The sequence below is a fragment of the Piscinibacter defluvii genome (genome assembly GCF_004011805.1).
GTDB lineage: Bacteria > Pseudomonadota > Gammaproteobacteria > Burkholderiales > Burkholderiaceae_C > Piscinibacter > Piscinibacter defluvii.
The window spans coordinates 303,966-327,774 of the sequence record NZ_ML137197.1 but is presented as its reverse complement, the minus strand read 5'-3'; the positions used below and the strand labels follow the sequence as shown (position 1 = coordinate 327,774).

The 23,809-nt window shown below is 73.1% G+C and carries 22 protein-coding genes; 16 read left to right on the top strand and 6 right to left on the bottom strand.

What is annotated here, in order from left to right; genetic code table 11:
• Positions 1-25 precede the first annotated feature (25 nt).
• The 12 genes from D9C15_RS05215 (at position 26) to pufC (ending at position 11,084) form a co-directional block, all read left to right on the top strand.
• The gene (locus D9C15_RS05215) at positions 26-898 is read left to right on the top strand and encodes a polyprenyl synthetase family protein (protein WP_127996380.1); all 873 of its coding nucleotides are present in this window, start codon (positions 26-28) and stop codon (positions 896-898) included.
• A 95-nt stretch (positions 899-993) separates the two neighbouring features.
• Positions 994-2,127: a methyltransferase gene (locus D9C15_RS05210; RefSeq protein ID WP_240668295.1), complete on the top strand. Its 1,134-nt coding sequence runs from the start codon at positions 994-996 to the stop codon at positions 2,125-2,127.
• A gap of 76 nt (positions 2,128-2,203) precedes the next feature.
• Positions 2,204-3,157 carry a chlorophyll synthesis pathway protein BchC gene (bchC, locus tag D9C15_RS05205; protein ID WP_127996379.1) on the top strand — a complete coding sequence of 318 codons (954 nt, stop codon included), beginning with the start codon at positions 2,204-2,206 and terminating at the stop codon, positions 3,155-3,157.
• Entirely contained in the window at positions 3,154-4,158 is a 1,005-nt protein-coding gene (locus D9C15_RS05200) for a chlorophyllide a reductase iron protein subunit X (protein WP_127996378.1), read from the top strand. Before bchC ends, D9C15_RS05200 begins: the two co-directional genes overlap by 4 nt.
• Positions 4,159-4,165: 7 nt before the next feature.
• Entirely contained in the window at positions 4,166-5,635 is a 1,470-nt protein-coding gene (gene bchY, locus D9C15_RS05195; RefSeq protein ID WP_127996377.1) for a chlorophyllide a reductase subunit Y, read from the top strand.
• Positions 5,632-7,095: a chlorophyllide a reductase subunit Z gene (gene bchZ / locus D9C15_RS05190; protein WP_127996376.1), complete on the top strand. Its 1,464-nt coding sequence runs from the start codon at positions 5,632-5,634 to the stop codon at positions 7,093-7,095. Before bchY ends, bchZ begins: the two co-directional genes overlap by 4 nt.
• A 110-nt stretch (positions 7,096-7,205) precedes the next feature.
• Positions 7,206-7,355 (top strand): light-harvesting antenna LH1, beta subunit, encoded by a 150-nt coding sequence (gene pufB, locus D9C15_RS05185; RefSeq protein WP_112187007.1) that lies wholly within the window; start codon positions 7,206-7,208, stop codon positions 7,353-7,355.
• Positions 7,356-7,373: 18 nt separating this feature from the next.
• Entirely contained in the window at positions 7,374-7,601 is a 228-nt protein-coding gene (locus D9C15_RS05180; RefSeq protein WP_127996375.1) for a light-harvesting protein, read from the top strand.
• A 12-nt stretch (positions 7,602-7,613) separates the two neighbouring features.
• Positions 7,614-7,796 carry a light-harvesting antenna LH1, alpha subunit gene (gene pufA, locus D9C15_RS05175; RefSeq protein ID WP_127996374.1) on the top strand — a complete coding sequence of 61 codons (183 nt, stop codon included), beginning with the start codon at positions 7,614-7,616 and terminating at the stop codon, positions 7,794-7,796.
• A 109-nt stretch (positions 7,797-7,905) separates the two neighbouring features.
• Positions 7,906-8,730 (top strand): photosynthetic reaction center subunit L, encoded by an 825-nt coding sequence (gene pufL / locus D9C15_RS05170; RefSeq protein ID WP_127996373.1) that lies wholly within the window; start codon positions 7,906-7,908, stop codon positions 8,728-8,730.
• Positions 8,731-8,751: 21 nt separating this feature from the next.
• The gene (pufM, locus tag D9C15_RS05165; RefSeq protein ID WP_127996372.1) at positions 8,752-9,729 is read left to right on the top strand and encodes a photosynthetic reaction center subunit M; all 978 of its coding nucleotides are present in this window, start codon (positions 8,752-8,754) and stop codon (positions 9,727-9,729) included.
• A complete protein-coding gene (gene pufC, locus D9C15_RS05160) occupies positions 9,726-11,084 on the top strand; it encodes a photosynthetic reaction center cytochrome PufC (RefSeq protein WP_127996371.1) in 1,359 nt (452 codons plus the stop codon). Before pufM ends, pufC begins: the two co-directional genes overlap by 4 nt.
• A 132-nt stretch (positions 11,085-11,216) precedes the next feature.
• Here pufC and D9C15_RS05155 read toward each other — a convergent pair whose 3' ends face one another.
• Both D9C15_RS05155 and menA read right to left on the bottom strand, forming a co-directional pair.
• Positions 11,217-12,197 (bottom strand): Bug family tripartite tricarboxylate transporter substrate binding protein, encoded by a 981-nt coding sequence (locus tag D9C15_RS05155; protein ID WP_164886651.1) that lies wholly within the window; start codon positions 12,195-12,197, stop codon positions 11,217-11,219.
• A complete protein-coding gene (menA, locus tag D9C15_RS05150) occupies positions 12,194-13,138 on the bottom strand; it encodes a 1,4-dihydroxy-2-naphthoate octaprenyltransferase (protein ID WP_164886650.1) in 945 nt (314 codons plus the stop codon). Before menA ends, D9C15_RS05155 begins: the two co-directional genes overlap by 4 nt.
• A gap of 50 nt (positions 13,139-13,188) precedes the next feature.
• Between menA and D9C15_RS05145 the strand changes: the two genes are divergently transcribed.
• Together D9C15_RS05145 and D9C15_RS05140 are read left to right on the top strand one after the other, a co-directional pair.
• Positions 13,189-14,607 (top strand): C39 family peptidase, encoded by a 1,419-nt coding sequence (locus tag D9C15_RS05145; RefSeq protein ID WP_127996369.1) that lies wholly within the window; start codon positions 13,189-13,191, stop codon positions 14,605-14,607.
• A 22-nt stretch (positions 14,608-14,629) separates the two neighbouring features.
• Positions 14,630-15,136 (top strand): hypothetical protein, encoded by a 507-nt coding sequence (locus D9C15_RS05140; RefSeq protein WP_127996368.1) that lies wholly within the window; start codon positions 14,630-14,632, stop codon positions 15,134-15,136.
• 95 nt (positions 15,137-15,231) lie between these two features.
• Here D9C15_RS05140 and D9C15_RS05135 read toward each other — a convergent pair whose 3' ends face one another.
• The 4 genes from D9C15_RS05135 to D9C15_RS05120 form a co-directional block, all read right to left on the bottom strand.
• The gene (locus tag D9C15_RS05135) at positions 15,232-18,135 is read right to left on the bottom strand and encodes a DUF2135 domain-containing protein (protein WP_127996367.1); all 2,904 of its coding nucleotides are present in this window, start codon (positions 18,133-18,135) and stop codon (positions 15,232-15,234) included.
• An 84-nt stretch (positions 18,136-18,219) separates the two neighbouring features.
• Positions 18,220-19,347, bottom strand: coding sequence for an MFS transporter (locus D9C15_RS05130; protein ID WP_127996366.1), 1,128 nt, complete (start codon positions 19,345-19,347; stop codon positions 18,220-18,222).
• Complete coding sequence (locus D9C15_RS05125) at positions 19,347-20,021, bottom strand: general secretion pathway protein GspB (RefSeq protein WP_127996365.1); 675 nt, start codon at positions 20,019-20,021, stop codon at positions 19,347-19,349. Before D9C15_RS05125 ends, D9C15_RS05130 begins: the two co-directional genes overlap by 1 nt.
• 3 nt (positions 20,022-20,024) lie before the next feature.
• The gene (locus D9C15_RS05120) at positions 20,025-21,698 is read right to left on the bottom strand and encodes an ExeA family protein (protein WP_127996364.1); all 1,674 of its coding nucleotides are present in this window, start codon (positions 21,696-21,698) and stop codon (positions 20,025-20,027) included.
• 91 nt (positions 21,699-21,789) lie between these two features.
• On the opposite strand from D9C15_RS05120, the gene D9C15_RS05115 reads away from it, so the two are divergent.
• On the top strand, positions 21,790-22,947 hold the full coding sequence (locus D9C15_RS05115; protein WP_127996363.1) for a metallophosphoesterase: 1,158 nt from the start codon (positions 21,790-21,792) through the stop codon (positions 22,945-22,947).
• Positions 22,948-23,013: 66 nt separating this feature from the next.
• Complete coding sequence (locus D9C15_RS05110) at positions 23,014-23,805, top strand: bifunctional DNA primase/polymerase (protein ID WP_127996362.1); 792 nt, start codon at positions 23,014-23,016, stop codon at positions 23,803-23,805.
• Positions 23,806-23,809: the final 4 nt, after the last annotated feature.

Below are 23,809 nucleotides of genomic sequence, written 5' to 3'. Positions count from 1 at the left end.
GTCGCCGCGGCCACTGGAGGGCGTGATGGGTGCGATGCCACGGATCGAGCGGGCCCTGGAGAGCGCGCTGCAGTCGGCCGATTCGGCCGGTGCGCCGCCGACGCTGGCGGCGGCGATGCGGCACGCGGTGTTCCCCGGCGGAGCACGCATCCGGCCGCAGCTGCTGCTGGCGGTGGCGCGTGCCTGCGGCGACGGTGACCCGCTGCTCGCCGATGGCGCGGCCGCCGCCGTCGAGCTGCTCCACTGTGCCTCGCTGGTGCACGACGACCTACCCTGCTTCGACGACGCGCTGACGCGCCGCGGCCGGCCCTCGGTGCACTGCGCCTACGGCGAGCGCATCGCCGTGCTGACCGGCGACGCACTGATCGTGCTCGCGTTCCAGCACCTCGGGGCCTGTGCGGAGACCTCGCCGCAGCGCCTGTCGCGCCTGCTGGCCACCTTGTCGGCCGGGGTCGGCATGCCCTGGGGCATTGCTGCCGGCCAGGCCTGGGAATGCGAGTCGCGCACCGTGCTGCGCGATTACCAGCGCGCCAAGACCGGCGCCCTGTTCGCCGCCGCCACCGCGGCCGGGGCCGAGGCGGCCGGCGCGGAGTCGGGCCGCTGGCGCACGCTGGGCGAGTGGCTCGGCGAGGCCTACCAGGTTGCCGACGACATCCGCGACGTGCTGGCCGATCCGCTGATACTCGGCAAGCCGGTCGGGCGCGATGTCGCGCTGGGCCGGCCGAGCGCTGCGCGCGAGCAGGGCCTGGGCGGCGCGCTCGACCGCTTCGACACCCTGGTGGAGCAGGCCGTCGAGGCCGTGCCGGCCTGCCGCGGCGCAGAGGGCCTGCGCATGCTCGTGCGCGCCGAGGCGCAGCGCCTCGTGCCGCGCCCGATGCGGGCCGAGTTGGTGATGTGATCCCCCCCCGGAGCGCCTCTGGCGCTCCCCCCCAGGGGGGCGCCGCGGGCGGACCGGCGGAGCCGGATCCGCCGCGGCTGCTCGGTCAATGGCGGGTGCTTGACTGGTGGCGTGGGTGGCGCGATCGGCGGCTGGTCGATCCGGGGTTCCGTTCGTGGGCGGAGCGCTTTCCGCTGACACGGCCGATCGCACGCCGGCGTGCGGCGCAGCTGTTCGACGTGGTCGCGGGGTTCGTCTACTCGCAGGTGCTGGCGGCCTGCGTACGCCTCGGGCTGTTCGAGCTGCTGGCCGACGGGCCTCTTTCGCTCGAGTGCATCGCGGCGCGTGTCACGTTGCCGCACGACGGGGCCCGGCGCCTGCTCGATGCGGCGGTGGCGGTGCGCCTGCTCGAGCGGCGCGCCGGCGAGCGCTACGGCCTCGGGCCGCTGGGTGCGCCATTGGTCGACAACCCCGGGCTGGTTGCCATGATCGAGCACCACGCGGCGCTGTACCGCGACCTGGCCGACCCGCTGGCCCTGCTGCGCGGCGGCCGGGCCGACGGGGCGCTCGCGCAGTACTGGCCGTATGCCACGGCTGCCGAGCGGCGCGGGCTCGATGCCGCGCCGCTGGCGCGCTACTCGGGCCTGATGTCGGCCTCGCTGCCGCTGGTGGCCGAGCAGGTGCTCGACGCCTATCCGGTGGCGCGCCACCGCTGCCTGCTCGACATCGGCGGCGGGGAAGGTGGGTTCCTGTGTGCGGCGGCTCGGCGCGCGCCCGGGCTGCGCCTGATGCTGGCCGACCTGCCCGGTGTCGCCGCGCGCGCGGCGGAGCGTTTCGCGCGCGAAGGACTCTCCAGCCGCGCCGAGGTGTTCGGTCTCGACTTCCATGCCGATGCCCTGCCGCGCGGTGCGGATCTGGTGTCGCTGGTGCGCGTGGTTCACGACCACGACGACGCCCAGGTCCGGGCGCTGCTGCGTGCCGCCCATGCGGCCCTGGGGCCCGGCGGCACCCTGCTGCTGGCCGAGCCGATGGCCGGCACCGGCGGCGCCCAGGCCGTGGGCGACGCCTACTTCGGCCTGTACCTGCTGGCGATGGGCTCGGGGCGCCCGCGCCGCGCCGACGAGCTCGCCACCCTGCTGCGGGCGGCCGGTTTCGCGGCGGTGCGCCGGCTGCCCACGCGCATGCCGCTGCAATGCGGACTCCTGATCGCACGCAGGCCGGCGCACCCTTCGGGTGTAAACAATGCTTGACACATACGCGTGTCCGCGTACGATGACAAAAAACGGGGCGGGCATCGGATGCCGAGCTCCGGACCGGAGGCTGACCATGGACACCACCGCCGTCGTGCTGGAACAGCCGGAGCAACTCCGGCTGGCGTGCCTGGCGCTGGACGCCGCGAAGGACGACGATGTCGTCGTCGCGGTCGACTGGAGCGGCATCAGCACGGGCACCGAACGCCTGCTGTGGACCGGCCGCATGCCGGCCTTCCCGGGCATGGGTTACCCGCTGGTGCCGGGCTACGAGTCGGTCGGCCACGTCCTTGCCGCCGGGCCGGCATCGGGTCATGCCGTGGGCACGCCGGTGTTCGTGCCGGGCGCCCGCTGCTTCGGCGAGGTGCGCGGCCTGTTCGGCGGTGCCGCCTCGCGCCTGGTGGTGCCCGGCAGCCGCGTGGTCGAACTCGACGGCGGGCTCGGCGAGCGCGGCGTGCTGCTGGCGCTCGCGGCCACGGCCTATCACGCGGTGGCCGGGGGCGGCAAGCGCGCCGACATCCATCCACCCGACCTGATCGTCGGCCACGGCGTGCTGGGCCGGCTGCTCGCGCGCATGACAGTGGTGGCCGGCTACCCGCCGCCCACGGTGTGGGAACGCGAGGCCTCGCGGCGCGACGGCGCGCTCGACTACCCGGTGCTCGACCCGGACGACGACCCGAAGCGCAACTACCGCGCGATCTACGACGTGAGCGGCGATGCCTCGGTGCTGGACACGCTGATCGCCCGCCTGGCGCCCGGCGGCGAGATCGTGCTGGCCGGTTTCTACAGCCAGCCGCTGCACTTCAACTTCGCCCCCGCGTTCATGCGCGAGGCGCAGATCCGCTGCGCGGCCGAATGGCAGCGCCCCGACCTGCTGGCGGTGCGCGAACTGGCCGAAGCCGGCCGGCTCTCGCTCGACGGCCTGATCACCCACCACGAGGACGCCACTGCGGCGGCCTCGGCCTACCGCACCGCCTTCGGTGACCTGCAATGTCTGAAGATGGTGCTCGACTGGAGAACGCTGCAATGAACGCGCCCACGTCTCCGGTCATCTTCATGAGAGATGAACGGCTTAAGGCCGAAGCCGCCATCGAGCCCGAGAGCGTCTCGACCGCGCCCGTCACCAAGGCCACGCAGATCATCGCGATCTACGGCAAGGGTGGCATCGGCAAGAGCTTCACCCTGGCCAACCTGAGCTACATGATGGCCCAACAGGGCAAGAAGGTGCTGCTGATCGGCTGCGACCCGAAGAGCGACACGACCAGCCTGCTGTTCGGCGGCAAGGCCTGCCCGACCATCATCGAGACCAGCTCGAGGAAGAAGCTCGCCGGCGAGGCGGTGGCGATCGGCGACGTCTGCTTCAAGCGCGACGGCGTGTTCGCGATGGAGCTCGGCGGCCCCGAGGTCGGCCGCGGCTGCGGCGGGCGCGGGATCATCCACGGCTTCGAGACGCTCGAGAAGCTCGGCTTTCACGACTGGGGTTTCGACTACGTGCTGCTCGACTTCCTCGGCGACGTGGTGTGCGGCGGCTTCGGCCTGCCGATCGCGCGCGACATGTGCCAGAAGGTCATCGTGGTCGGCAGCAACGACCTGCAGTCGCTGTACGTGGCCAACAACGTCTGCAACGCGGTCGAGTACTTCCGCAAGCTCGGCGGCAACGTCGGCGTGGCCGGCATGGTGATCAACAAGGACGACGGCACCGGCGAGGCGCAAGCGTTCGCCGCGAACGCCGGCATCCCGGTGCTGGCGGCGATCCCCGCCCACGAGGACATCCGCCGCAAGAGCGCCAGCTACGAGATCATCGGCCGGCCCGGCACGCCGTGGGCGCCGCTGTTCGAGGAACTCGCGCGCAACGTGGCCGAGGCGCCACCGCTGCGCCCGAAGCCGCAGACGCAGGACGAGCTGCTGGGCCTGTTCTCCAGCGACACGGTCGGGCGCAACGTCGTGCTCCAGCCCGCCAGCCTCGCCGACATGCTGGGCAGCGAGCAGCTCGTGAAGCCGACGCTCGAAGTCATCTACGACGCGGCCTGAGCCTCCCATGAGCGCCTGCCATTCCCATACCGATCACCAGCAGGCCGCGGCGGCGGCCGGCAAGGGCGAGGTGCTGACGCGCTACGCGGCGGACTACCCGAAGGGCCCGCACGACCAGCCGCAGAGCATGTGCCCGGCCTTCGGCTCGCTGCGCGTGGGCCTGCGCATGCGCCGCACCGCGACCATCCTGTCCGGCTCGGCCTGCTGCGTCTACGGACTCACCTTCACCTCGCACTTCTACGGCGCGCGGCGCAGCGTCGGCTACGTGCCGTTCAACAGCGAGACGCTGGTGACGGGCAAGCTGTTCGAGGACATCCGCGAGGCCGTCTACGCGCAGGCCAGGCCGGCCGAGGTGGATGCGGTCGTGATCATCAACCTGTGCGTGCCGACGGCCAGCGGCGTGCCGCTGCAGCTGCTGCCGAAGGCGATCGACGGCGTGCGCATCATCGGCATCGACGTGCCGGGCTTCGGCGTGCCCACGCACGCGGAGGCCAAGGACGTGCTGGCCGGCGCGATGCTGAAGTACGCGCGCGGCGAGGCCGAGCAGGGCCCGGTGGCGGCGCCGCGCGGCGGCGTGCGCAGCAAGCCGACGATCACCCTGCTGGGCGAGATGTTCCCGGCCGACCCGGTGGGCATCGGCATGATGCTCGAGCCCATGGGCCTGGCCGCCGGCCCCGTGGTGCCCACACGCGAGTGGCGCGAGCTGTATGCGGCGCTGGACTGCGCCGCGGTCGCCGCGATCCATCCCTTCTACACCGCCAGCGTGCGCGAGTTCCAGACCGCCGGCCGCAGCGTGCTCGGCTCGGGCCCGGTGGGCCACGACGGCACCGAGGCCTGGCTGCAGGCCGTCGGCGACGCAGCCAACGTGGGCCAGGCGCAGATCGATGCGGCCAAGAACCGCTTCCTGCCCGCGATCCGCGGCGCGCTGGCCGGCAGGCCGGTGAAGGGCCGCATCACCTTGTCCGGCTACGAGGGCTCGGAACTGCTCGTCGCGCGGCTGCTGGTCGAAAGCGGCGCCGACCTGCGCTACTGCGGCACCGCCTGCCCGCGCACGCCGTGGAGCGAGGCCGACCGGCAGTGGCTCGAGGCGCACGGCGTGAGGGTGCAGTACCGCGCCTCGCTCGAACAGGACCTGGCCGCGATGCGCGAGTTCGCGCCCGACCTCGTGATCGGCACCACGCCGGTGGTGCAGGCCGCCAAGCAGGCCTCGACGCCGGCGCTGTACTTCACCAACCTGATCTCCGCACGCCCGCTGATGGGCCCGGCCGGGGCGGGCTCGCTCGCACAGGTGGTCAACACCGCGATCGCCAACAAGGGCCGCTTCGACGCGATGAGCGAGTTCTTCGGCGAGACCGGCCTCGGCGACCGCGCCGGCGTCTGGGAGGGCGTGCCCGAGCTGCACCCCGAGTTCCGCGCCGACACGCGCCGCCAGGTCATCAAGATCCAGAAGCGGCTCAAGGCGGAGCAGATGGTATGAGCTTCGTCCTCGACCACGATCGCGCCGGCGGCTACTGGGGCGCGGTGTACGTGTTCAGCGCGATCAAGGGCCTGCAGGTCATCATCGACGGACCGGTGGGCTGCGAGAACCTGCCGGTGACGAGCGTGCTGCACTACACCGACGCGCTGCCGCCGCACGAGCTGCCGATCGTCGTCACCGGGCTGGCCGAAGAGCAGCTCGGCCGCGAAGGCACCGAAGGCAACCTGCGCCGCGCGCACGCCACGCTCGACCCGGACCTGCCGAGCGTCGTCGTCACCGGCTCGATCGCCGAGATGATCGGCGGCGGCGTCACGCCCGAGGGCACGACGATCCAGCGCTTCCTGCCGCGCACCATCGACGAGGACCAGTGGCAGAGCGCCAACCGCGCGCTGCTGTGGCTGTGGCAGCAGTACGGCCTGCGCAAGGTGCCCGAACGCGTGCGCAAGGAGGGTGAGCGGCCGCGCGTCAACCTCATCGGCCCGGCCTACGGCATGTTCAACGGGCCGAGCGACCTGGCCGAGATCCGCCGCCTGGTGCAGGGCATCGGCTGCGAGGTGAACCTGGTGTTCCCGCTCGGCAGCCACCTCGCCGAGGTGTCGCGCCTCGTGGAGGCGGACGTCAACATCTGCCTGTACCGCGAGTACGGCCGGCTGCTGTGCGAAGCGCTCGAGCGGCCCTACCTGCAGGCGCCGATCGGCTTGCACAGCACCACGGCCTTCCTGCGCACGCTGGGCGAGCTCACCGGGCTGGATCCGGAACCCTTCATCGAGCGCGAGAAGCACACCACCATCAAGCCGATCTGGGACCTGTGGCGCTCGGTCACGCAGGACTTCTTCGGCACCGCGAGCTTCGCGGTCGTGGCCAACGAGACCTACACGCGCGGGCTGCGCCACTTCCTGGAAGACGAACTCGGCCTGCCGTGCCGCTTCGCGGTGCCGCGCGTGGCCGCCGCGAAGACCGACAACGCGGCCGTGCGCGCGCTCGTGCACGAGCAGACGCCACTCGTGATGTTCGGCAGCTTCAACGAACGCATGTACCTCGCCGAGACGGGGGCGAAGATGGGCATGAGGCCGAGCTTCATCCCGGCCTCCTTCCCCGGCGCGATCATCCGCCGCGCCACCGGCACGCCCTTCATGGGCTATGCCGGCGCCACCTACGTGGTGCAGGAGGTGTGCAACGCGCTGTTCGACGCGCTGTTCCACATCCTGCCGCTGGCCGCCGACCTGGACCGCGTCGACCCGACGCCGGCGCGCACCCACGTCGAGCTGCCCTGGGACGACGCCGCGAGCGCCTTGCTCGAGGAACTGCTCGAGGCCCAGCCGGTGCTGGTGCGCATCTCCGCGGCCAAGCGCCTGCGCGACCGCGCCGAGCGCGCGGCGCGCCGGGCCGGCGAGGCGCGTGTGAGCGCGGAACGACTGACGCGTGTCCACGAGGGCTCGCCCGAGGAGGAGCCCGCATGAGCCGGCGCCTCCGCACCCCTGTCCGCGGCGGCCTCTCGCCGCGGGAGTCCCTGCCGCGCGGGAGCTGCGCGGTGACGACGGTCGAAAGGCCGAGTTGAAGGAGCCAATCCATGGCTGACAAGAGAGAGGGCTCGCTGTCCGGATTGACGGAGAACGAGGCGAAGGAGTTCCACGGTGTGTTCATGAGCAGTTTCATCGGCTTCACCGTGGTCGCCATCGTCGCGCACATCCTAGTCTGGGCCTGGCGTCCCTGGCTGTAACCCCCGGAGGGCAAGGACATGCCTCATCACATCGCCCGAGAGGCGGCGGCTCAGGTCCTGAAGAGCGAGTCCAAGGCGTTCTTCACGATCTTCGTCGTCGCGTTCACCTTCTTCCTCGCGATCGCACTGGTCGCGCAGCTGCTCACGTGGCAGTGGCGCAACTGGCTGCCGGGCGCCGAGGGCGGGAAGTCGCTCGTGGGCGGCGTGAAGTCGGCCGTCTACACCTTCATGTCGCACCTTACCTAGGAGAGAGCAAACATGTGGAGAATCTGGCTGCTGTTCGACCCGCGCCGCGCGCTGGTCGCACTGTTCACCTTCCTCTTCGTGCTGGCACTGCTGATCCACTTCATCCTGCTCAGCACGGCACGTTTCAACTGGCTCGACGGCGGCAAGAGCGCCCAGGCCGCAGCTGCCGCCGTACCGGCGGCCGCACCGAAGTAGCGGAGAACCACCACCGCTCGCACGACGGGCGAGCGCGGGGGTTCCCGCGCGCGCGCCCGTCCCGAATACGAAAGTCGCTGCGCAACGACGCGGCGCGTGAGGGGCTACCATGTCCATGCTGAGTTTCGAACGCAAGTACCGGGTACGCGGCGGCACGCTGATCGGCGGGGACCTGTTCGACTTCTGGGTGGGGCCGTTCTATGTCGGCTTCTTCGGGGTCACGACGGCGTTCTTCTCGCTGCTGGGCACCCTCCTGATCATCTGGGCCGCCTCGCAGGGGCCGACCTGGAACCTCTGGCAGATCTCGATTGCGCCGCCGGACCTGAAATACGGCCTCGGCCTCGCGCCGCTGATGGAAGGCGGCATCTGGCAGATCGTCACCATCTGCGCGGTCGGCGCCTTCGTGTCGTGGGCGCTGCGCGAGGTGGAGATCTGCCGCAAGCTCGGCATGGGCTACCACGTGCCCTTCGCCTTCGCCTTCGCGATCCTGGCCTACGTGACGCTGGTGGTGTTCCGCCCGCTGCTGATCGGTGCCTGGGGCCACGGCTTCCCGTACGGGATCATGAGCCACCTCGACTGGGTCTCGAACACCGGCTACCAGTACCTGCACTTCCACTACAACCCGGCGCACATGCTCGGGGTGAGCTTCTTCTTCGCCACCTGCTTCGCGCTGGCGCTGCACGGCTCGCTGATCCTCTCGTGCACCAACCCCGCGAAGGGTGAGCCGGTGAAGCAGGCGGAACACGAGAACACCTTCTTCCGCGACGCGATCGGCTACTCGATCGGCGCGCTGGGCATCCACCGGCTGGGCCTGTTCCTCGCGCTCTCGGCGGTGTTCTGGAGCGCGGTGTGCATCATCATCAGCGGGCCGTTCTGGACACGCGGCTGGCCCGAGTGGTGGAACTGGTGGCTCAACCTCCCCGTGTGGAAGTAGCACCCCATCAAGGAGAGCCAAATGGCCGAATACCAGAACATCTTCACCCGGGTGCAGACGGTCTACACGCCGCACCACGGCGTGCCGCTGGCCGTCAACGCGCGCGAACGCGGCGAGCCCGGCGGCCTGTGGCACCTGCTGGGCCGCTTCGGCGACGCGCAGATCGGCCCGATCTACCTCGGCGGGCTGGGCATCGCCTCGCTGATCTTCGGTTTCCTCGCCATCGAGATCATCGGCCTGAACATGTGGGCCTCGGTCGGCTGGGACCCGGTGCAGTTCGTGCGCCAGCTGCCCTGGCTCGCGCTCGAGCCGCCGCCGCCGGAATACGGGCTGACACTGCCGCCGCTGAACCAGGGCGGCTGGTGGCTGCTGGCGGGTTTCTGCCTGACCACCGCGATCCTGCTGTGGTGGGCGCGCATGTACCGCCGCGCCCGTGCGCTGGGCATGGGCACGCACGTGGCCTGGGCCTTCGCCGCGGCGATCTGGCTCTACCTGGTGCTGGGCTTCATCCGCCCGCTGCTGATGGGCAGCTGGAGCGAGGCGGTGCCCTTCGGCATCTTCCCGCACCTGGACTGGACGGCCGCGTTCTCGCTGCGCTACGGCAACCTGTTCTACAACCCCTTCCACATGCTGTCGATCGCGTTCCTGTACGGCTCGGCGCTGCTGTTCGCGATGCACGGCGCCACCGTGCTGGCGGTCAGCCGCTTCGGCGGCGAGCGCGAGCTGGAGCAGATCGTCGACCGCGGCACCGCGAGTGAACGCGCGGCGCTGTTCTGGCGCTGGACGATGGGCTTCAACGCGACGATGGAATCGATCCACCGCTGGGCCTGGTGGTTCGCGGTGCTGTGCCCGCTCACCGGCGGCATCGGCATCCTGCTCACGGGCACGGTGGTCGACAACTGGTACCTGTGGGCCGTCAAGCACGGCGTGGCGCCGTCGTACCCGGCGGTGTTCCCGACCGTCACCGACCCGGCGCTGCTGCAAGGAGTGAAGCCATGAGACGCCTCTCCACACTGCTGGTCGCCGCCGCGGCGCTGCTCGCGGGCTGCGAGCGTCCGCCGGTCACGATGGTGCAGCACGGCTACCGCGGCACCGGCATGGACCAGGTCTACAACCCGCGCACGCTGGCCACGCAGGCGGCCTTGAACACGGCGCCGGAGGCCACGCCGCCGGTGCCGGCCGACGGGCCCAAGGCCTCCGAGACCTTCAAGAACGTCAAGGTGCTGGGCGACCTGAGCGCCGGCCAGTTCACGCGCCTGATGGTCGCCATCACGCAATGGGTCGCGCCGCCGGAGCAGGGCTGCAACTACTGCCACAACCCGAACGACCTGGCCGACGACAGCGTCTACGCCAAGGGGGTGGCGCGGCGCATGATCCAGATGACGCAGCACATCAATGCGGACTGGAAGTCGCACGTGGCCGAGACCGGCGTCACCTGCTACACCTGCCACCGCGGCAAGCCGGTGCCGGCGCAGGTGTGGTTCCGGCCGGCGCCGGCCAAGAAGGGCGGCGACTTCGCCGGCTGGCGTGCCGGGCAGAACGTGCCGGCGATGAACGTCGGCCTGACCTCGCTGCCGGTCGATCCGTTCTCGGCCTACCTCGCGGGCGACGCGCCGATCCGCGTCGCGGGCACGCAGGCGCTGCCGGCCGGCAATCGCAGCTCGATCGCCGCCACCGAGGGCAGCTACGCGCTGATGATGCACATGTCCCAGGGCCTGGGCGTGAACTGCACCTACTGCCACAACACGCAGAACTTCGGCAACTGGAACGAGAGCACGCCGCAGCGCGTGACGGCCTGGCACGGCATCCGGATGGTGCGCGACCTGAACAACGCCTACCTCGAGCCGCTGAAGAGCGCCTACCCGGCCAATCGCCTGGGCCCGACGGGCGATGCGCCCAAGGCCAACTGCGCCACCTGCCACCAGGGGGCCTACAAGCCGCTGTACGGCGCGGCGATGGCCAAGGACTACCCGGAGCTGCAGGGCGTGAAGGTGGCGCTGGCCCCGGCCGACGGCCTGCCGCCGACCGAGGGCTCGCCCACCGGGGCGATCCTCTACTTCGCCGTCGGCTCGGCCGATCTGGCCGGCGACGCCGTGCCGGGCATGGCGCAGCTGGTCGCCTCGCTGAAGGCCAACACGCAGGCGCAGGCGGTCATCTCCGGTTTCCACTCGGCCTCGGGCGACCCGGCGGCCAACGAGGAGCTGGCCAAGCGGCGGGCCTTCGCGGTGCGCGACGCGCTCAAGGCCGCGGGCATCGAGGAGGTGCGCGTGCTGCTGGAGAAGCCGCAGGTCACCGCCGGCAACGTCGCCGGCGAGGACCCGAAGGCGCGCCGCGTCGAAGTGGCAATGAAGTGATCCGGATCACTTGATCAGACCACCGGTGGTCGATGCGGGGAGGTGCCCAGAGCCCGCTGGACGAACGCATCGACCATCCGGTTGCACGCCTTGTCGAACAGCGCACTGCGGCGCACCTGCATCGCGCCGGGCTCACAGCGGGGCGACGCGGCCTTCCGCCACCAGCGGGCGGTACAGCGCATCGTCGGCCGCGACGCGGTCGCGCACGGCCTGCGGTGTCGACGGCGTGATCTCGAAGCCGGCCTGCGCGGCACGCGCGCCCACCTCGGCGCTGTGCAGCGCGGCCAGCAGGTCACGCTGCAGGCGATCGAGCAGCGGCGCCGGCGTCGCCGCCGGCGCGATCAACGCGGCCCAGGGGTGCATCTCCACCGGCGGGCCGCCGGCCTCGACCAGCGTCGGGATGTCCGGGTGGTCGCGCAGCCGATCGCGCGCCGCCACCGCGAGCGGGCGCAGCTTGCCGGCCTGGTACAGCCCGGTCACCGTGTTGACGCCGAAGGCGGTGACGTCCACCTCGCCGGCCACCAGCGCCGCCATCAGCGCGCCGGCCTCTTTGAAGGGCACGTGCAGCAGGCGCAGGTCCGCGGCGCGTGCCAGGCTCTCCAGCGCGACATGGCTGGCATGGCCGTGGCCCAGCGTCGCGTAGCTGACGCGTCCCGGCGCACGGCGCGCAGCCTCGAGCAGCGCCGCGAGGTCGGCATGGCGGCCCTTGGCGCCGGTCCACAGCACGAAGGTGGCGCGGAACAGCAGGCTCAGCGGTGCGATGTCGCGCACCGGGTGGTAGGGCAGGCTGGCGTGCAGCAACGGGTTGACCGCGAGCGTCGCGGTGTCGGCGAGGAACAGCGTGTGGCCGTCGGGGGCCACGCTGCGCAGCTCGGAGAAGGCCACGATGCCCGAGGCCCCGGGCTTGTTGTCAACCAGCACCGGCTGCGACCAGGCACGCGACAGCTGGTCGGCGACGCTGCGCGCCACCACGTCCGGGCCGACACCCACCGAATAGGGCACGACGATGCGCACCGCGCGGGCCGGAAAGCCGGCCGCCCGCAGCGGGCGCGCCAGCGGTGCGGCGGCCAGTGCGCCCAGCGCCGCGAGCAGGGGACGTCGTGCCAGGCTCACGCGACCATCCTCCCCAGCAGCGCGCCCAGCGAGAGCAGTGCCGCGAACCACAGCTCGAGCTGGAAGGTGCGGAACAGCACCTCGTTGAGGGCGGTGCCGCGCGGGCAGTGCACGAAGTCGTGGCGCAGCCGCAGCGCCGCCGGCAGCAGGGCCAGCGGCAGCAGCAGCCCCGCGCTCGGCCCGAGCCAGGCCATCGGCGGCAACAGTGCGAAGGGCACGAGCAGCAGCAGCGTGTACAGGCGGCGCGAGGCGTGCTCGCCGAAGTGCACGGCGAAGGTACAACGGCCGACCAGCCGGTCGTGCGCGATGTCGCGGTGGTTGTTCACCGCCAGCGCGGCGGCAGCGAGGGCGCCGATCGCCAGCGCGGCCACCAGCGTCACCGCGCCGACGCTGCCGGTCAGCACCCAGTCGGTGCCGAGCACCGCGACCAGGCCGAAGAACACGAACACCGTCAGCTCGCCGAACGGCGTGTACGCGATCGGCCGCGGCCCGCCCATGTAGGCCAGCGCCGCCAGCAGCGAGGCCCCTCCGATCGCCAGCACCGGCCAGCCGCGCCAGGCCACCAGCGCCACGCCGATCGCCGTGGCCAGCAGGGCCGCCAGCACGATGCCGGCGCGCACGTGGCGCACGCTCAGCCAGCCGTTGGCGGTGGCACGCGGCAGCCCGGTGCGCGTGCCGCTGCTGTCGCCGCCGCGCACCGTGTAGCCGACGTCGTTCTGCATGTTCGTCACCACCTGCATCAGCAAGGCCGCGGCCAGCACCAGCGCGGCGGCCAGCCCGTCGAGCTGGCCGCTGCGCGCGAAGCCGAGCGTCGCGCCGACGAGCACCGGGCTGATCGCCACCGGCAGGCTGCGCGGCCGCACCGCCACGGCCCAGGCCGCCAGCGAGCCGCGCGGCACGGCCTGCGCGTCGTCCTGGTGGCCGCGGTCGATGAGTCTCATGCGTGGATTCTGTGAGCGGGGGGGCGGGGTCGGTTGCGTGGCGTCAAGCGGTGGGCCTGTCGGGCCCGGCGGGCGTCGTGTGCCGAGGGCATGCGGCAAGGCCGGTGCGGGGCCCGGGCCGTCCGCATCCGTGGGCCGGCGCGTTGAGTGCACTCAACGGGGCCTCGGTGCCGCGATCGCAGACTGGTTCCGCAGGGGCCGGAATTCCCGTCGGGGAGTTGCACTTCGATCCACCCAAGGAGCATGACATGGGCATTCGCAGGAGTCAGACCCGCGCGCTCGTCGCGACAGAACAGGCACTCGGACATGCGTTGATGGCGGTGCGGCGCGCCTGGGCGGCCGGGATCGCCGACCTGCAGGATTTCGGCGCGGCGGAGTTCGACCCGGAGCCGCTCACGCTCTACGACCTGAACGGCGAACCGCTCTTTCACGAGTTCCGCTGCCTCGCCGGCACGCGCGAGGTCGGCCGTGTGAAGGCGGCGGCGTCGCGGCTGGTCGGCTCGCCGGTGGTGAGCATCGAGCGTGGCCCACGCTCGTGGGATGCGGCACGCGCCGTCGAGATGGCCGTCGCGGCGGCGAAGAAGGCCTATCCGCGCCAGGCGGTGGCGGCCAAGGAGCTGGTCTGCTACAGCTATCCGAAGATCGGCGTGCGCGTGCAGATCGGCGGCGACAAGGGCGCCAGCGCGATCTTCGACGTGGCCGATGGCTCGCAGGTCGAGCAGTTCGGCGCCGATGCGGCGGACGGGCAGTGCAGCTGGTCCTTTCTCGACACGATCGGCGTGCCAGCACTGGAGGACCGGCTGCGCCGCTTCGACGAACACGACAAGGAGATGGAGGCCGCGCGCGCCAGCACGCCGGAGATGTTCGCGAAAGCCTACACGGCCCGGGAGCTGGTCGCGGTGCGCGCCAAGCTGATCCTGCCCAGCGACTACATCAAGATCCCGTTCTATTCGTCCAAGGTGCTCAGCTTCGGCCCGCGCTGCAGTCCGCACGACTGCTTCGAGCTGTATGCCCAGCAGACGAACGTCTACTGCGCGGTCGCCACCGGGCAGATGATCCTCGACTTCTACCGCTACCCGTTCGAGCAGACGGCGATCGCCGCCGCCATGGGAACCGGCGCGACCGGCACCTCCTTTGCCGGACAGGAGACCGGCTACGAGACGCTCAGCAACGGCTGCCTCGATGCGGGGCACGACTTCAGCGCCGACTGGACCGAGGCCAAGGCCGAGATCGACGCCAACCGGCCGCTGAAGAGCGGCATTCCCGGGCACGCACGAGCCTGCGCGGGCTGGAAGCGGCAGAACATCTCGCTGGTCGGCGTGCCCCCGAAACGCTGGCTGCAGATCTACGATCCGTGGCCATGGAATGCCGACCTCTGCAGCGGCGGTGCCGTGTACTGGGAAGACTGGGATGCGGTGACGCACACCAACTTCTGCTACGTGCGCCACGCGAGCAGCGCACACGCCTAGGCGGTGCCCGGGGAGGCGCGCCGTGATCACGGCGGCACGGGCGCGCGCGGTGGCCGATGACGGACTGCGCGCCTTGCGGGGCGAGGGCGACGCGCTGCTGGCGCCCTGGCCCGACGCCGCCATGGGTGATGCGGTGCTCGTCCATGCGCTGGACGGCGCGCCGTCCTACTGGCTGGTGCCGATGGTCGTGCGAGGCCGGGCGGTTGGCTTCGCGCGCGTCGGTGCTGATGCGCAGCTCATCGCCATCGGCGTCACCTGCCGGTCGGCGCAGGCGCTGGACGCGTGCCCGGCCGACGTTACCGGCCTGTCGGCCGACGAAGCCCTCGAGCGGGTTCGGGCCCAGGGCCATCTGGCCGTCGGCGAGGTGCCGGGAGCGGTGCGCTACGTGCACGACGGCCCGGTCGGCCGCGAGGCCTGGCTGGTGGAGACGAGGCGCGGCGGCGCGGCGTGCCGCTGGTTCTTCGTCACGCCGGCAGGGCACTACGACCGTCCGGCAGGCCGTCTGGCGGGCGGCACCGGCGTCGAGTGATCAGGCGGCCGACAGCGTGGAAGCAGGAAGCCGAGGGGCGTGGTCGTCCCGCATCGCCGGCAGCTGCTCCGCGCTGCCGGGCCGACGCCCGCTGATCACCCCGCGCCGACCTCGAACTCGCCCACGAACACGCGCTCCTTCGGTTCGGCCAGCCGCAGCGTGATGCGCTGGTCGCGCTGATGCGGCGTGCCGAAGCCCGTGGAGAGCCAGAGCGAGATCGTCGTCGCGCTCGAGACGACCTGCTGCGTGTGGCCGTAGAACTGCGCCTCCACCCGGTAGCGCCCGGCCTTGGCGCGCCGCAGCGAGAATTCCTCCGGTCCGTAGCCGCCGGTCGCGTCGCGCGACATGCGGCCGCCCTGGTGCGTCAGCGGTCGGGCGTAGTGCGCCGCATCGCCGTTCGGGTCGGTGACCCACAGGTCGATGTCGGTGTTGTCGCTGTCCCAGGCGAGCACGACGCGCAGGTCCAGCGGCAGGTTGCGCAGCAGGCGGCGGTCGATGCGCGAGGTGTCGACGCGCGCGCCGGCCGCGGCGGCGATGGCGTTCAGCTCGGCCAGCGCGATCAGCTCGATCTCCGGGAAACGCGGCCAGGGCTGCTGCGCCACCTCGTGCAGCGCGTCGATCGCGGCCTGGGCCTGGCCATCGGCGGCCAGCGCCAGGCCGAGGTCGCGGTGGCTCTGCGGCTCGTGCGGCGCCAGCTCGCGCACCCGCTGCAGCAGCGGGATCGCGAGCTTCGCCTCCCCGGCCTGCAGCAGGCGCTGCGCCAGGATGCGCAGCACGTGGCGGTTCTCCAGTTCCATCTCCGCCAGGTTGGACAGCACGCGCAGCGCGAGCGCGTGCTGGCGGCGCTCGAACAGCAGCTGCGCCGCGTCGAGGAAGAAGGCGGTGCTGCGCAGCTGCCCGGGGCGCTCGTCGAGGTAGACGCGGTACAGCTGCTCGGGCCGTGCCGCGCGCAGCCGGCGCGCCCAGGCGGCGTCGGGCACGGCCGGCTGCAGGCGGATGACGGTGCGCTCGGCGGCCTGCGCCGGCCCCGCCGCAGACTTGGCCTGGCGTGCCGGTGGCGCGGCCGCGCCGGCCGCCAGCGCCTGCGACTCGCGCATCAGCGGTGCCATCGAGCGCAGCGGTGCGGGCGCGGCCGGCGGCTGTCCGGGCACGGCGTCGTGCAACTCGAGTGCCGACTCGGCCTCGTCGCGCGGCGCGCGCTTGCGCCGCTCCTGCGGGAACTCGCGCTCCCACCATTGCTGCTTGGCCGCGAAGGCGCGCACCACCTGCTCGAGCTGCGCGCTGCGGCTGGCTGCGCGGCGCTGCTGTGCCTGCGCGCGCAAGGCGGCAACGGCCTGCGCCAGCTCGGGCGGCGCGGGGATGTCGTGGCGCACGTAGTCTTCCGGCCGGTCCAGGATCAGCAGCGAGGTCTCGGGGCCGACGATCGAGAAGGCCTGCGACAGGCGCCGGATCTCGGCCCGGTTCAGCGCCGCGTCGGCCTGCAGCGCGGCGATCTGCAGGCGCGCCCAGGCCAGCGGTGCGAGTGCGCCGTCGCCCTCGGCCAGCGGCAGCTCGAGGTCCTCGCGCGAGCCGTCCGGGTGCTCGAGCACCACGCGCAGGCGGCCCTGCGCCTCGCTCAGCTCGCCGGCCACGGTGAGCCAGCCGTCGTCGGGCCAGGGCGAGTCGGCCACCAGCCGCGTGGCCGCGTTGCTGCTCAGGCGCAGCAGCCGCGTGCTGCGCTCGAGCAGCCGGGCGCGGGCCTCCTCGGGCCGCAGCGCGAGCAGTTCGAGGTGGCGGCCACCGCTGCGTTCGGCCAGGCCGCGCAGCCGCGCCGGGTCGCTGCGCAGCGCGGCGCACACCGTGTAGACCGGCCCGGGCAGCGCAGGCATCTCCACGCCACCGTAGTTGGCCAGGCCGTCGGAGAACAGCAGCCATTCGCCGACGCCGGGCAGCGCGGGCAGGGCGCCGACGTTCGTCGCGCCGTCGTACACCGTCGCCTCGAGCGCCCGGCGCAGGCCGTCCCACCGGCCGCCCTCGACGCGCAAGCGCTGCACCGGCTCGGCCGCATCGCGCAGCAGCACCAGGCGCACGTCGATGTCGACGGCGGCAGCGAAGTAGGCGTCCAGCAGCGCGAACTCGCGGCCATGGTCGCGTTCGGCCCCCGAGCCGGAGGCGTCCCAGACCAGCGCCACGCTCTTCGGCAGCGGGCGCGGCCGGCGCTGCACCGCCACCGGCACCTGCGCAACGACATAGGCACGCCCGTCGCGCCGCCCGCTGGCCACGGCCGGCTCGCGCGGCGTGTCGAGTTCCAGCGCCAGCAGCGGCAGTGCCACCACGTCCTGCAGCGACCAGTCGAACGCGTGGCCGTTGCCGCGCTTTTCGAAGCCGGGCAGCGGCAGGCCGCGGGCGCTCGCGCGCGGCGCGGCGCCGCCGCCCTCGATGCGCAGCGAGACCACGAGCTGCTCGAGCCGCTCGCCGAAGTCCAGCGGCAGCCGCCAGTGCAGGCTGCCGCTGCGCGGCTCGAGCGCCTGGGCGTGGCGGATCACGACCCGCTTGCGGCCCTGCGCCGGCAGCGGGTACACGCGCAGCTTGTGGTTGCCGCCCTGGGTGGCCGAGAGCAGCGCCGGGTCGATGCGGGTGCGCGTCACGTCCTCGAACACCTGCTCGCCGCGCGCCTTCTCCACCGGCACCGCCTCGCGCAGCGCACCGTCGATCTCCATCGCCATGCCCACCACCGTCTGGCCCTCGAGCAGCGGGAACTCCAGCTCGCCCTCGAGCACACGCGGGTTCGGGTTGACGAACTCGAACTCGATGCGCGTGAGCGCCGTGCGGGCCGCGATCTCGGTGTCGATGCGCACGCTGCGCAGCCGCACCGGCTGCTCCGCGCCGGCCACGCGCAGGCGCGGCGGGCGCGGGGCGATGTTGGTGTCGTTGGCCGACTGCGCGGCCAGCGGCGCGCTCAGGCCGAGCAGGGCGGCGCCGGCACCGGCATGCAGCATCGAACGGCGGCTCAGGTTCATCGTCAGGGCTCCCGGAGGGTGGTCGGACCGGCCCGTCGCCGATCGCTGAGCCCTGATACGGCCGGCGTGGCCGACCGGGGTGAATCAGTCGCGTGTCCTCACAAGCTGCGCCAGCAGCGCGCCCAGCGCCAACCCGGCCGCGATGCCGGCGAAGGCCACCTCCTCGCCCCAGGCCGCGGCGACGAAGCCGAGGTACAGCGGCGTGGGCAGGCGGATCAGCCCGGCCACCAGCGAGGCGGTGCCGAGCGCGGCCGAGGCGCGCTCGGGGTCGCGGGCCAGCAGCGCGAAGCAGCAGGGCACCACGCAGGCCGTGCCGAAGCCCACCAGCGCGAAGCCGAACACGCCCGCCGCGAAGCCCGGCACACCGGCCACCAGGGCATAGCCGGCCACGCCGATCAGCAGCGAGCCGGTGATCACGCGGCGGTCGCCGAAGGCATCGCGCAGCCGGTCGCCGACCAGCCGGGTGAGCGCCTGGCAGCCGGCGAAGAAGGCCGCGCCGGCACCGGCAAACGCCGCCAGCTCGCGCGCCTGGCGCTCCAGGAAGCTGGCCGACCACATCTGCGCCGCGATCTCGGCGCCGATGCACAGGCCCAGCAGCAGCCCGATCAGCCCGACGTCGCGCCCGCGCTCGACGCGCCGCGGCCGCGCGGCCACCGCCAGCGGTGCCGGCTCGGGCGCCGGCGGCAGGCGCGCCAGCCACCACGCCACCGGCGCGAACACGGCCCACACCGGCAGCACCAGCCACAGCGGCCCGGCCTGCGTGGCCACCAGGCTGCCGCCGAAGGCGCCGAGCGCAAAGGCCAGCGAGGCGGCGGCATGCATCGACAGCAGGATCGGCCGGCCGAGGCGGCGCTCGAGTGCCGTGCCCTCGGTGTTCATGGCCAGGTCGAGCAGCCCGCCGCTCGCGCCGGTGCCCATCAGCGCCAGCGTCAGCATGAGCGGCGAACCGGCCGCATACAGCAGCGGGAAGGCGAGGGCGACCAGGCCGAGCGCGGCCAGCACCAGCCGGCGCGGCGCGATGCGGCGCGCCAGCTGGCCGCCGGCGGCCATCGCGCCGATGTAGGCCGCGGTGTGCAGCGTGAGCGCGATGCCGAGCTGGCGGCCGTCGCTGCCCGACTGGCGCAGCAGCGCCGGGATGGCGCCGGCCCACAGCCCGATCGGCAGCGCGAAGGCGAAGAAGACCGCGGTGATCGCGGCCCGCGCTCCCGGCATCAGAAGCCGAACTCGAAACGCTGGCCGCGGAACTCCAGCACCAGCGAACGCTGGCGGATCTGGCGCAAGGTCAGCTCCGGGTTCACCGGGTCGTTCTCGCGCAGCAGCTGCCCGTTCAGGATCACGAAGCGGCTGGCCGCGTTGGCCGACCAGGTCGAGCCGCCGACGTTCAGCGGCGGGATCTGCCGGCGCAGGTCCTCGGGCAGCTCGCGCAGCGCCGGGATGCGCGGCTCGGCGGCGGGTGCGCTGGCGGCCGCGCGGGGTGCCGCGGGCTCGGCCTTGGCGGCTGGGGCACGCGCCACCGGCACCGGCGTGGGTGGGGGCAGGGCGGGCAGGGTCGTGGCCGGCGGCACGACCGGTGCCGGCGCCGGGGCAGGCGGCGCGGCCGGCTCGGCCGCCACGACGGGGGCGGCCACGGGTGCCGGCGGCGGCACGACCGGCAGCACGTTGGGCGCCGGTTCCGGCACTGGCGTCGTCGGCGCGAAGCCCAGCCACAGCAGCACCACCAGCAAGGTCAGGCCGAGGGCGATCGCGATGCCGGCCCAGGGCGCGGCGCCGTGCCGGCGCGGCTCGTCGGCCGTGTCGCCGCCCTGCGCCTGCGCGTGCAGGCCCGGCACGCCGCCGCGCGAGCGTTCGGCGTCGGCGCGGCGCAGCGCGTCGAGGATGTAGGACATGCGCTACCTCGGGGTCTGCAGCCGGGGCTCGTCGACCCCGGCCAGGCGGTTCAGTTGCATCAGGGTCACCGGGCCGGCGCGGCCATCGGGCAGCAGGCCCTGCGTGGTCTGGAAGGCGCGGATGCGCGCCGTCAGGCTGCGCCCGGTCGAGGCCGGCAGCAGGCCCGCGGGCAGCGCGGCCATGCGCTCGGCCAGCCAGTCGGCCGCCGGTCCGCTGCTGTCGGCGTCGATCGTGCCGGCGTAACCCGGCGGCGTGCGCCAGAAGGTGGCGAACTCGCCGCGCCAGGCCTGCTCCAGCGCCACCAGCGACATGCTGCGCTCCTGCTTGCCCACACGCAGCAGCGCCTGCACCGGCCCGAGGGCACTCAGCACTGCATAACCGGGGCGGCCGGAGGTGTCGCGCAACAGCAGCAGCACCGGCCGGTCGAGCTGGCGCAGCAGCGTCAGGCTGGCGCCGGTGCCGCGGTAACACTGCAGCTGCTGGCGCTGCGCGGCCACGCAGGTGTCGCCGTCGTCGGGGGCGAGGTTCCAGCGCTCGGCGAGCGCGCGCCAGCCGGCCGCCTCGTCGCTGCCGAGCGTGGCGAAATCGGCCGGCAGGTCGAGCGGCGCCGGCGGCGGGGCGGGCGGCGCGCTCGCGGCGGGGGCCGCCGCGGCGAGCGACAGGGCCGAGGCCGCCGGCGCCGCCGGCAGCGGAGCCGAGGCGGCGGCCGAGGCGAGCTTCGCCGGCACCGCCGCGCCGGCCTCGGCGGCCGGCCCGCGCCGCTGCGTCATCGCCAGCACCGCGAGCACCGCAACGAGCCCGGCCACGCCCGCGGCCGCACCCCAGGCCACCAGGCGCCGGCGCGGCACACGCGCCGGGGTGTCGAACACCTCCTGCGCGGCCTTCTCGACGATCTCGCGGTCGACGCGCGGGCGGCCGAGCGCGTAGGCGCCGAGCATGGCCCGGTCGCACAGCAGGTTGATGCGCCGCGGCACGCCGCGGGTCAGCGCATGGATGCGCTGCAGCGCGCTGCGCTCGAACGGGTTGGCGCCCTTCATGCCGGCCACGACGAGCCGGTGCTTGACGTACAGCGCGGTCTCCTTCTCGGTCAGCGCGTCGAGGTGGAAACGCGCGATCACGCGCTGGCCGAGCTGCTCCAGCTCCGGCCGGGCCAGCATGGTGCGCAGCTCGGGCTGGCCGATCAGGATGATCTGCAGCAGCTTGCGCTCGCTGGTCTCCAGGTTGGTCAGCAGGCGCAGCTGCTCCAGCACGTCGGCCGACAGGTTCTGCGCCTCGTCGATGATCAGCACGTTGTTCTGGCCGACCGCGTGCGTCTGCAGCAGGAAGTGGTTCAGCGCGTCGACGTAGTCCTTCACGGTCGGCGCGCCCGGTCCCTCGTGGCCGAACGGGATGCGGAACTCGTCGCAGATGGTGCGCAGCAGCTCCAGCACCGTCAGCTTCGGGTTGAAAACGTAGGCGACGTTGCAGCGCTTGGGGATCTGCTCGAGGAAGCAGCGGCACACGGTGGTCTTGCCGGCGCCGATCTCGCCAGTCAGCAGCACGAAGCCGCCGCCGCCCTTCACGCCGTACAGCAGGTGCGCCAGCGCCTCGCGGTGGCGCTCGCTCATGTAGAGGTAGCGCGGGTCCGGCGCGATGGAGAACGGCGGCTGCTTCAGGCCGAAGAAGGACGCGTACATGGGTGCGTGAGGATAGCCGCCCCGCGGCTTCACCGATCTTTACCGGCCGGCGTGCTTGAAACCGGCGTGCCGGGGGCCACCATCGTGCGCCATGGGCCGACTGCACACGCGCGTTCTCGTTGTCTCGTTGCTGCTGCACGCCTGGCTGGCCTGGCGCCTGGTGCCGCCGCTCGCCCCCTGGCCGGCCGCCGCCGCCGCGCTGGCGGCGCTGCTGCTGGCCGGCGCGCTGCTGCTGCCGGCGGGCCTGCGCCGCACGGCCGACCGGCGCACCCTGGCCGGGCTGGTGGCGCTGGGCCTGTTCTCGACCTTGTTCGTGCTGAGCCTGCTGCGCGACGTGGGGCTGCTGCTGGCGGGGCTGGCCGCGCTTGCCTGGCCGGCGCTGCAGGTCACGCCGGGCTTCGAGGCCGGCAGCGCCGCCGCGGTGCTGCTGGGGGCGCTGCTGGCCACGCTGTGGGGCGCCTGGAACGCCCGTCGCACCGCCGCGGTGGTGGACGTGGAGGTGCCGATCGCCGGCCTGCCCGAGTCGCTGCACGGCTTCACGATCGCCCAGATCAGCGACGTGCACGTCGGTCCGACCATCCGCGCGGACTATGTCGAGGCGATCGTCGAGCGGGTCAACGGCCTCGGCGCCGACCTGGTGGCGGTGACCGGCGACCTGGTCGACGGCCGCGTCGAGGAACTGGCCGAGCACGTGGCGCCGCTGGCGCGGCTGCGTTCGCGCCACGGCAGCTTCTTCGTCACCGGCAACCACGAGTACTACTCGGGCGCGCACGGCTGGATCGCCGAGCTGCACCGTCTCGGCCTGCGCGTGCTGCTCAACGAGCATGTGGTGCTGGCGCATGCGCAGGCCACGCTGGTGGTGGCGGGCGTGGCCGACCATGGCGCGCACCACTTCGACCCGCGCCACCGCAGCGACCCGGTTGCCGCGCTGGCCGGCGCCCCGGCCGACGCCGCGCTGCGCCTGCTGCTGGCGCACCAGCCGCGCAGCGCACCGGCGGCGGCCGCGGCGGGCTTCCACCTGCAGCTCTCCGGCCACACCCACGGCGGCCAGTTCTGGCCCTGGAACCACTTCGTGCGCCTGCAGCAGCCGTTCACCGCCGGGCTGCACCGGCTGGCCGACCTGTGGGTCTACGTCAGCCGCGGCACCGGCTACTGGGGGCCGCCCAAGCGCCTGGGCGCACCCTCGGAGATCACCCGGCTGCGCCTGGTGCCGGCCGTGGCGGAGCGCGCGCGCGGCGCCGCGCCCTGACGGCACCGCGTCGGCCGGCGTGATCCAGCTCAAGCACCGCCGTGCGGCGCTCGGGCACAAGAGGGTATGAGCGGACACCCGGCTGGCACCGAGCCCTCGCCGATGGCCGAGGCCGCGCTGGCCTGTGCGGCGCGCGGCTGGTCGGTGATCCCGATGCAGCCGCGCGGCAAGCGGCCCATCGTCGCCTGGCGCGCCTTCGAGCAGCAGGCTGCAGGCGCCGGCGACATCACGCGCTGGTTCACGCGCTGGCCCGAGGCCAACCTGGGCCTGGTCACCGGGCGGGTGTCGGGCCTCGTCGTGGTCGACGTCGACCCGCGCCACGGCGGCGCCGAGAGCCTGGTGGCGGCCGAGACCGAGCACGGCCCGTTGCCGCGCAGCGTCGAGGCGGCCACCGGCGGCGGCGGGCGCCACCTGTACTACGCGCACCCGGGCGGTGTGGTCGCGAACCGGGTCGCGCTGCGGCCGGGCATCGACCTGCGCGGCGATGGCGGTTGCGTCGTCGCGCCGCCCTCGGTGCACCCGAACGGCCGGCGCTACGAGTGGGTGGCGGGCCGCGCGCCCGGGCAGATCGCGCTGGCGCCGCTGCCGCCGCACTTCGGCGGCCCGCGGCGGCCGATCGGCCATTCGCGCCTGCACTGGCGCCGCCTGGTGCGCGAGGGGGTCGACGAAGGGGCGCGCAACAACACCATCGCCTCGCTGGCGGGCCACCTGATGCAGCGCGGCGTGGAACCCGAGGTGGTCGCCGAGCTGCTGCTGGCATGGAACCATCGCCACTGCCACCCGCCGCTTGCGGAGGCCGAGGTGCTGCGCACCGTCGACAGCATCGCGCGGCTGCACGAGGCCGGCGACGAAGCCTGAGCCG

Bases quoted from the DNA above. Each gene is read 5' to 3' on its own strand.
- D9C15_RS05215 (WP_127996380.1), top strand. From the start codon at position 26: ATGGGTGCGATGCCACGGATCGAGCGGGCCCTGGAGAGCGCGCTGCAG.
- bchC (WP_127996379.1), top strand. From the start codon at position 2,204: ATGGACACCACCGCCGTCGTGCTGGAACAGCCGGAGCAACTCCGGCTG.
- D9C15_RS05200 (WP_127996378.1), top strand. From the start codon at position 3,154: ATGAACGCGCCCACGTCTCCGGTCATCTTCATGAGAGATGAACGGCTT.
- bchY (WP_127996377.1), top strand. From the start codon at position 4,166: ATGAGCGCCTGCCATTCCCATACCGATCACCAGCAGGCCGCGGCGGCG.
- bchZ (WP_127996376.1), top strand. From the start codon at position 5,632: ATGAGCTTCGTCCTCGACCACGATCGCGCCGGCGGCTACTGGGGCGCG.
- pufB (WP_112187007.1), top strand. From the start codon at position 7,206: ATGGCTGACAAGAGAGAGGGCTCGCTGTCCGGATTGACGGAGAACGAG.
- D9C15_RS05180 (WP_127996375.1), top strand. From the start codon at position 7,374: ATGCCTCATCACATCGCCCGAGAGGCGGCGGCTCAGGTCCTGAAGAGC.
- pufA (WP_127996374.1), top strand. From the start codon at position 7,614: ATGTGGAGAATCTGGCTGCTGTTCGACCCGCGCCGCGCGCTGGTCGCA.
- pufL (WP_127996373.1), top strand. From the start codon at position 7,906: ATGTCCATGCTGAGTTTCGAACGCAAGTACCGGGTACGCGGCGGCACG.
- pufM (WP_127996372.1), top strand. From the start codon at position 8,752: ATGGCCGAATACCAGAACATCTTCACCCGGGTGCAGACGGTCTACACG.
- pufC (WP_127996371.1), top strand. From the start codon at position 9,726: ATGAGACGCCTCTCCACACTGCTGGTCGCCGCCGCGGCGCTGCTCGCG.
- menA (WP_164886650.1), bottom strand. From the start codon at position 13,138: ATGAGACTCATCGACCGCGGCCACCAGGACGACGCGCAGGCCGTGCCG.
- D9C15_RS05135 (WP_127996367.1), bottom strand. From the start codon at position 18,135: ATGAACCTGAGCCGCCGTTCGATGCTGCATGCCGGTGCCGGCGCCGCC.
- D9C15_RS05130 (WP_127996366.1), bottom strand. From the start codon at position 19,347: ATGCCGGGAGCGCGGGCCGCGATCACCGCGGTCTTCTTCGCCTTCGCG.
- D9C15_RS05125 (WP_127996365.1), bottom strand. From the start codon at position 20,021: ATGTCCTACATCCTCGACGCGCTGCGCCGCGCCGACGCCGAACGCTCG.
- D9C15_RS05120 (WP_127996364.1), bottom strand. From the start codon at position 21,698: ATGTACGCGTCCTTCTTCGGCCTGAAGCAGCCGCCGTTCTCCATCGCG.
- D9C15_RS05115 (WP_127996363.1), top strand. From the start codon at position 21,790: ATGGGCCGACTGCACACGCGCGTTCTCGTTGTCTCGTTGCTGCTGCAC.
- D9C15_RS05110 (WP_127996362.1), top strand. From the start codon at position 23,014: ATGAGCGGACACCCGGCTGGCACCGAGCCCTCGCCGATGGCCGAGGCC.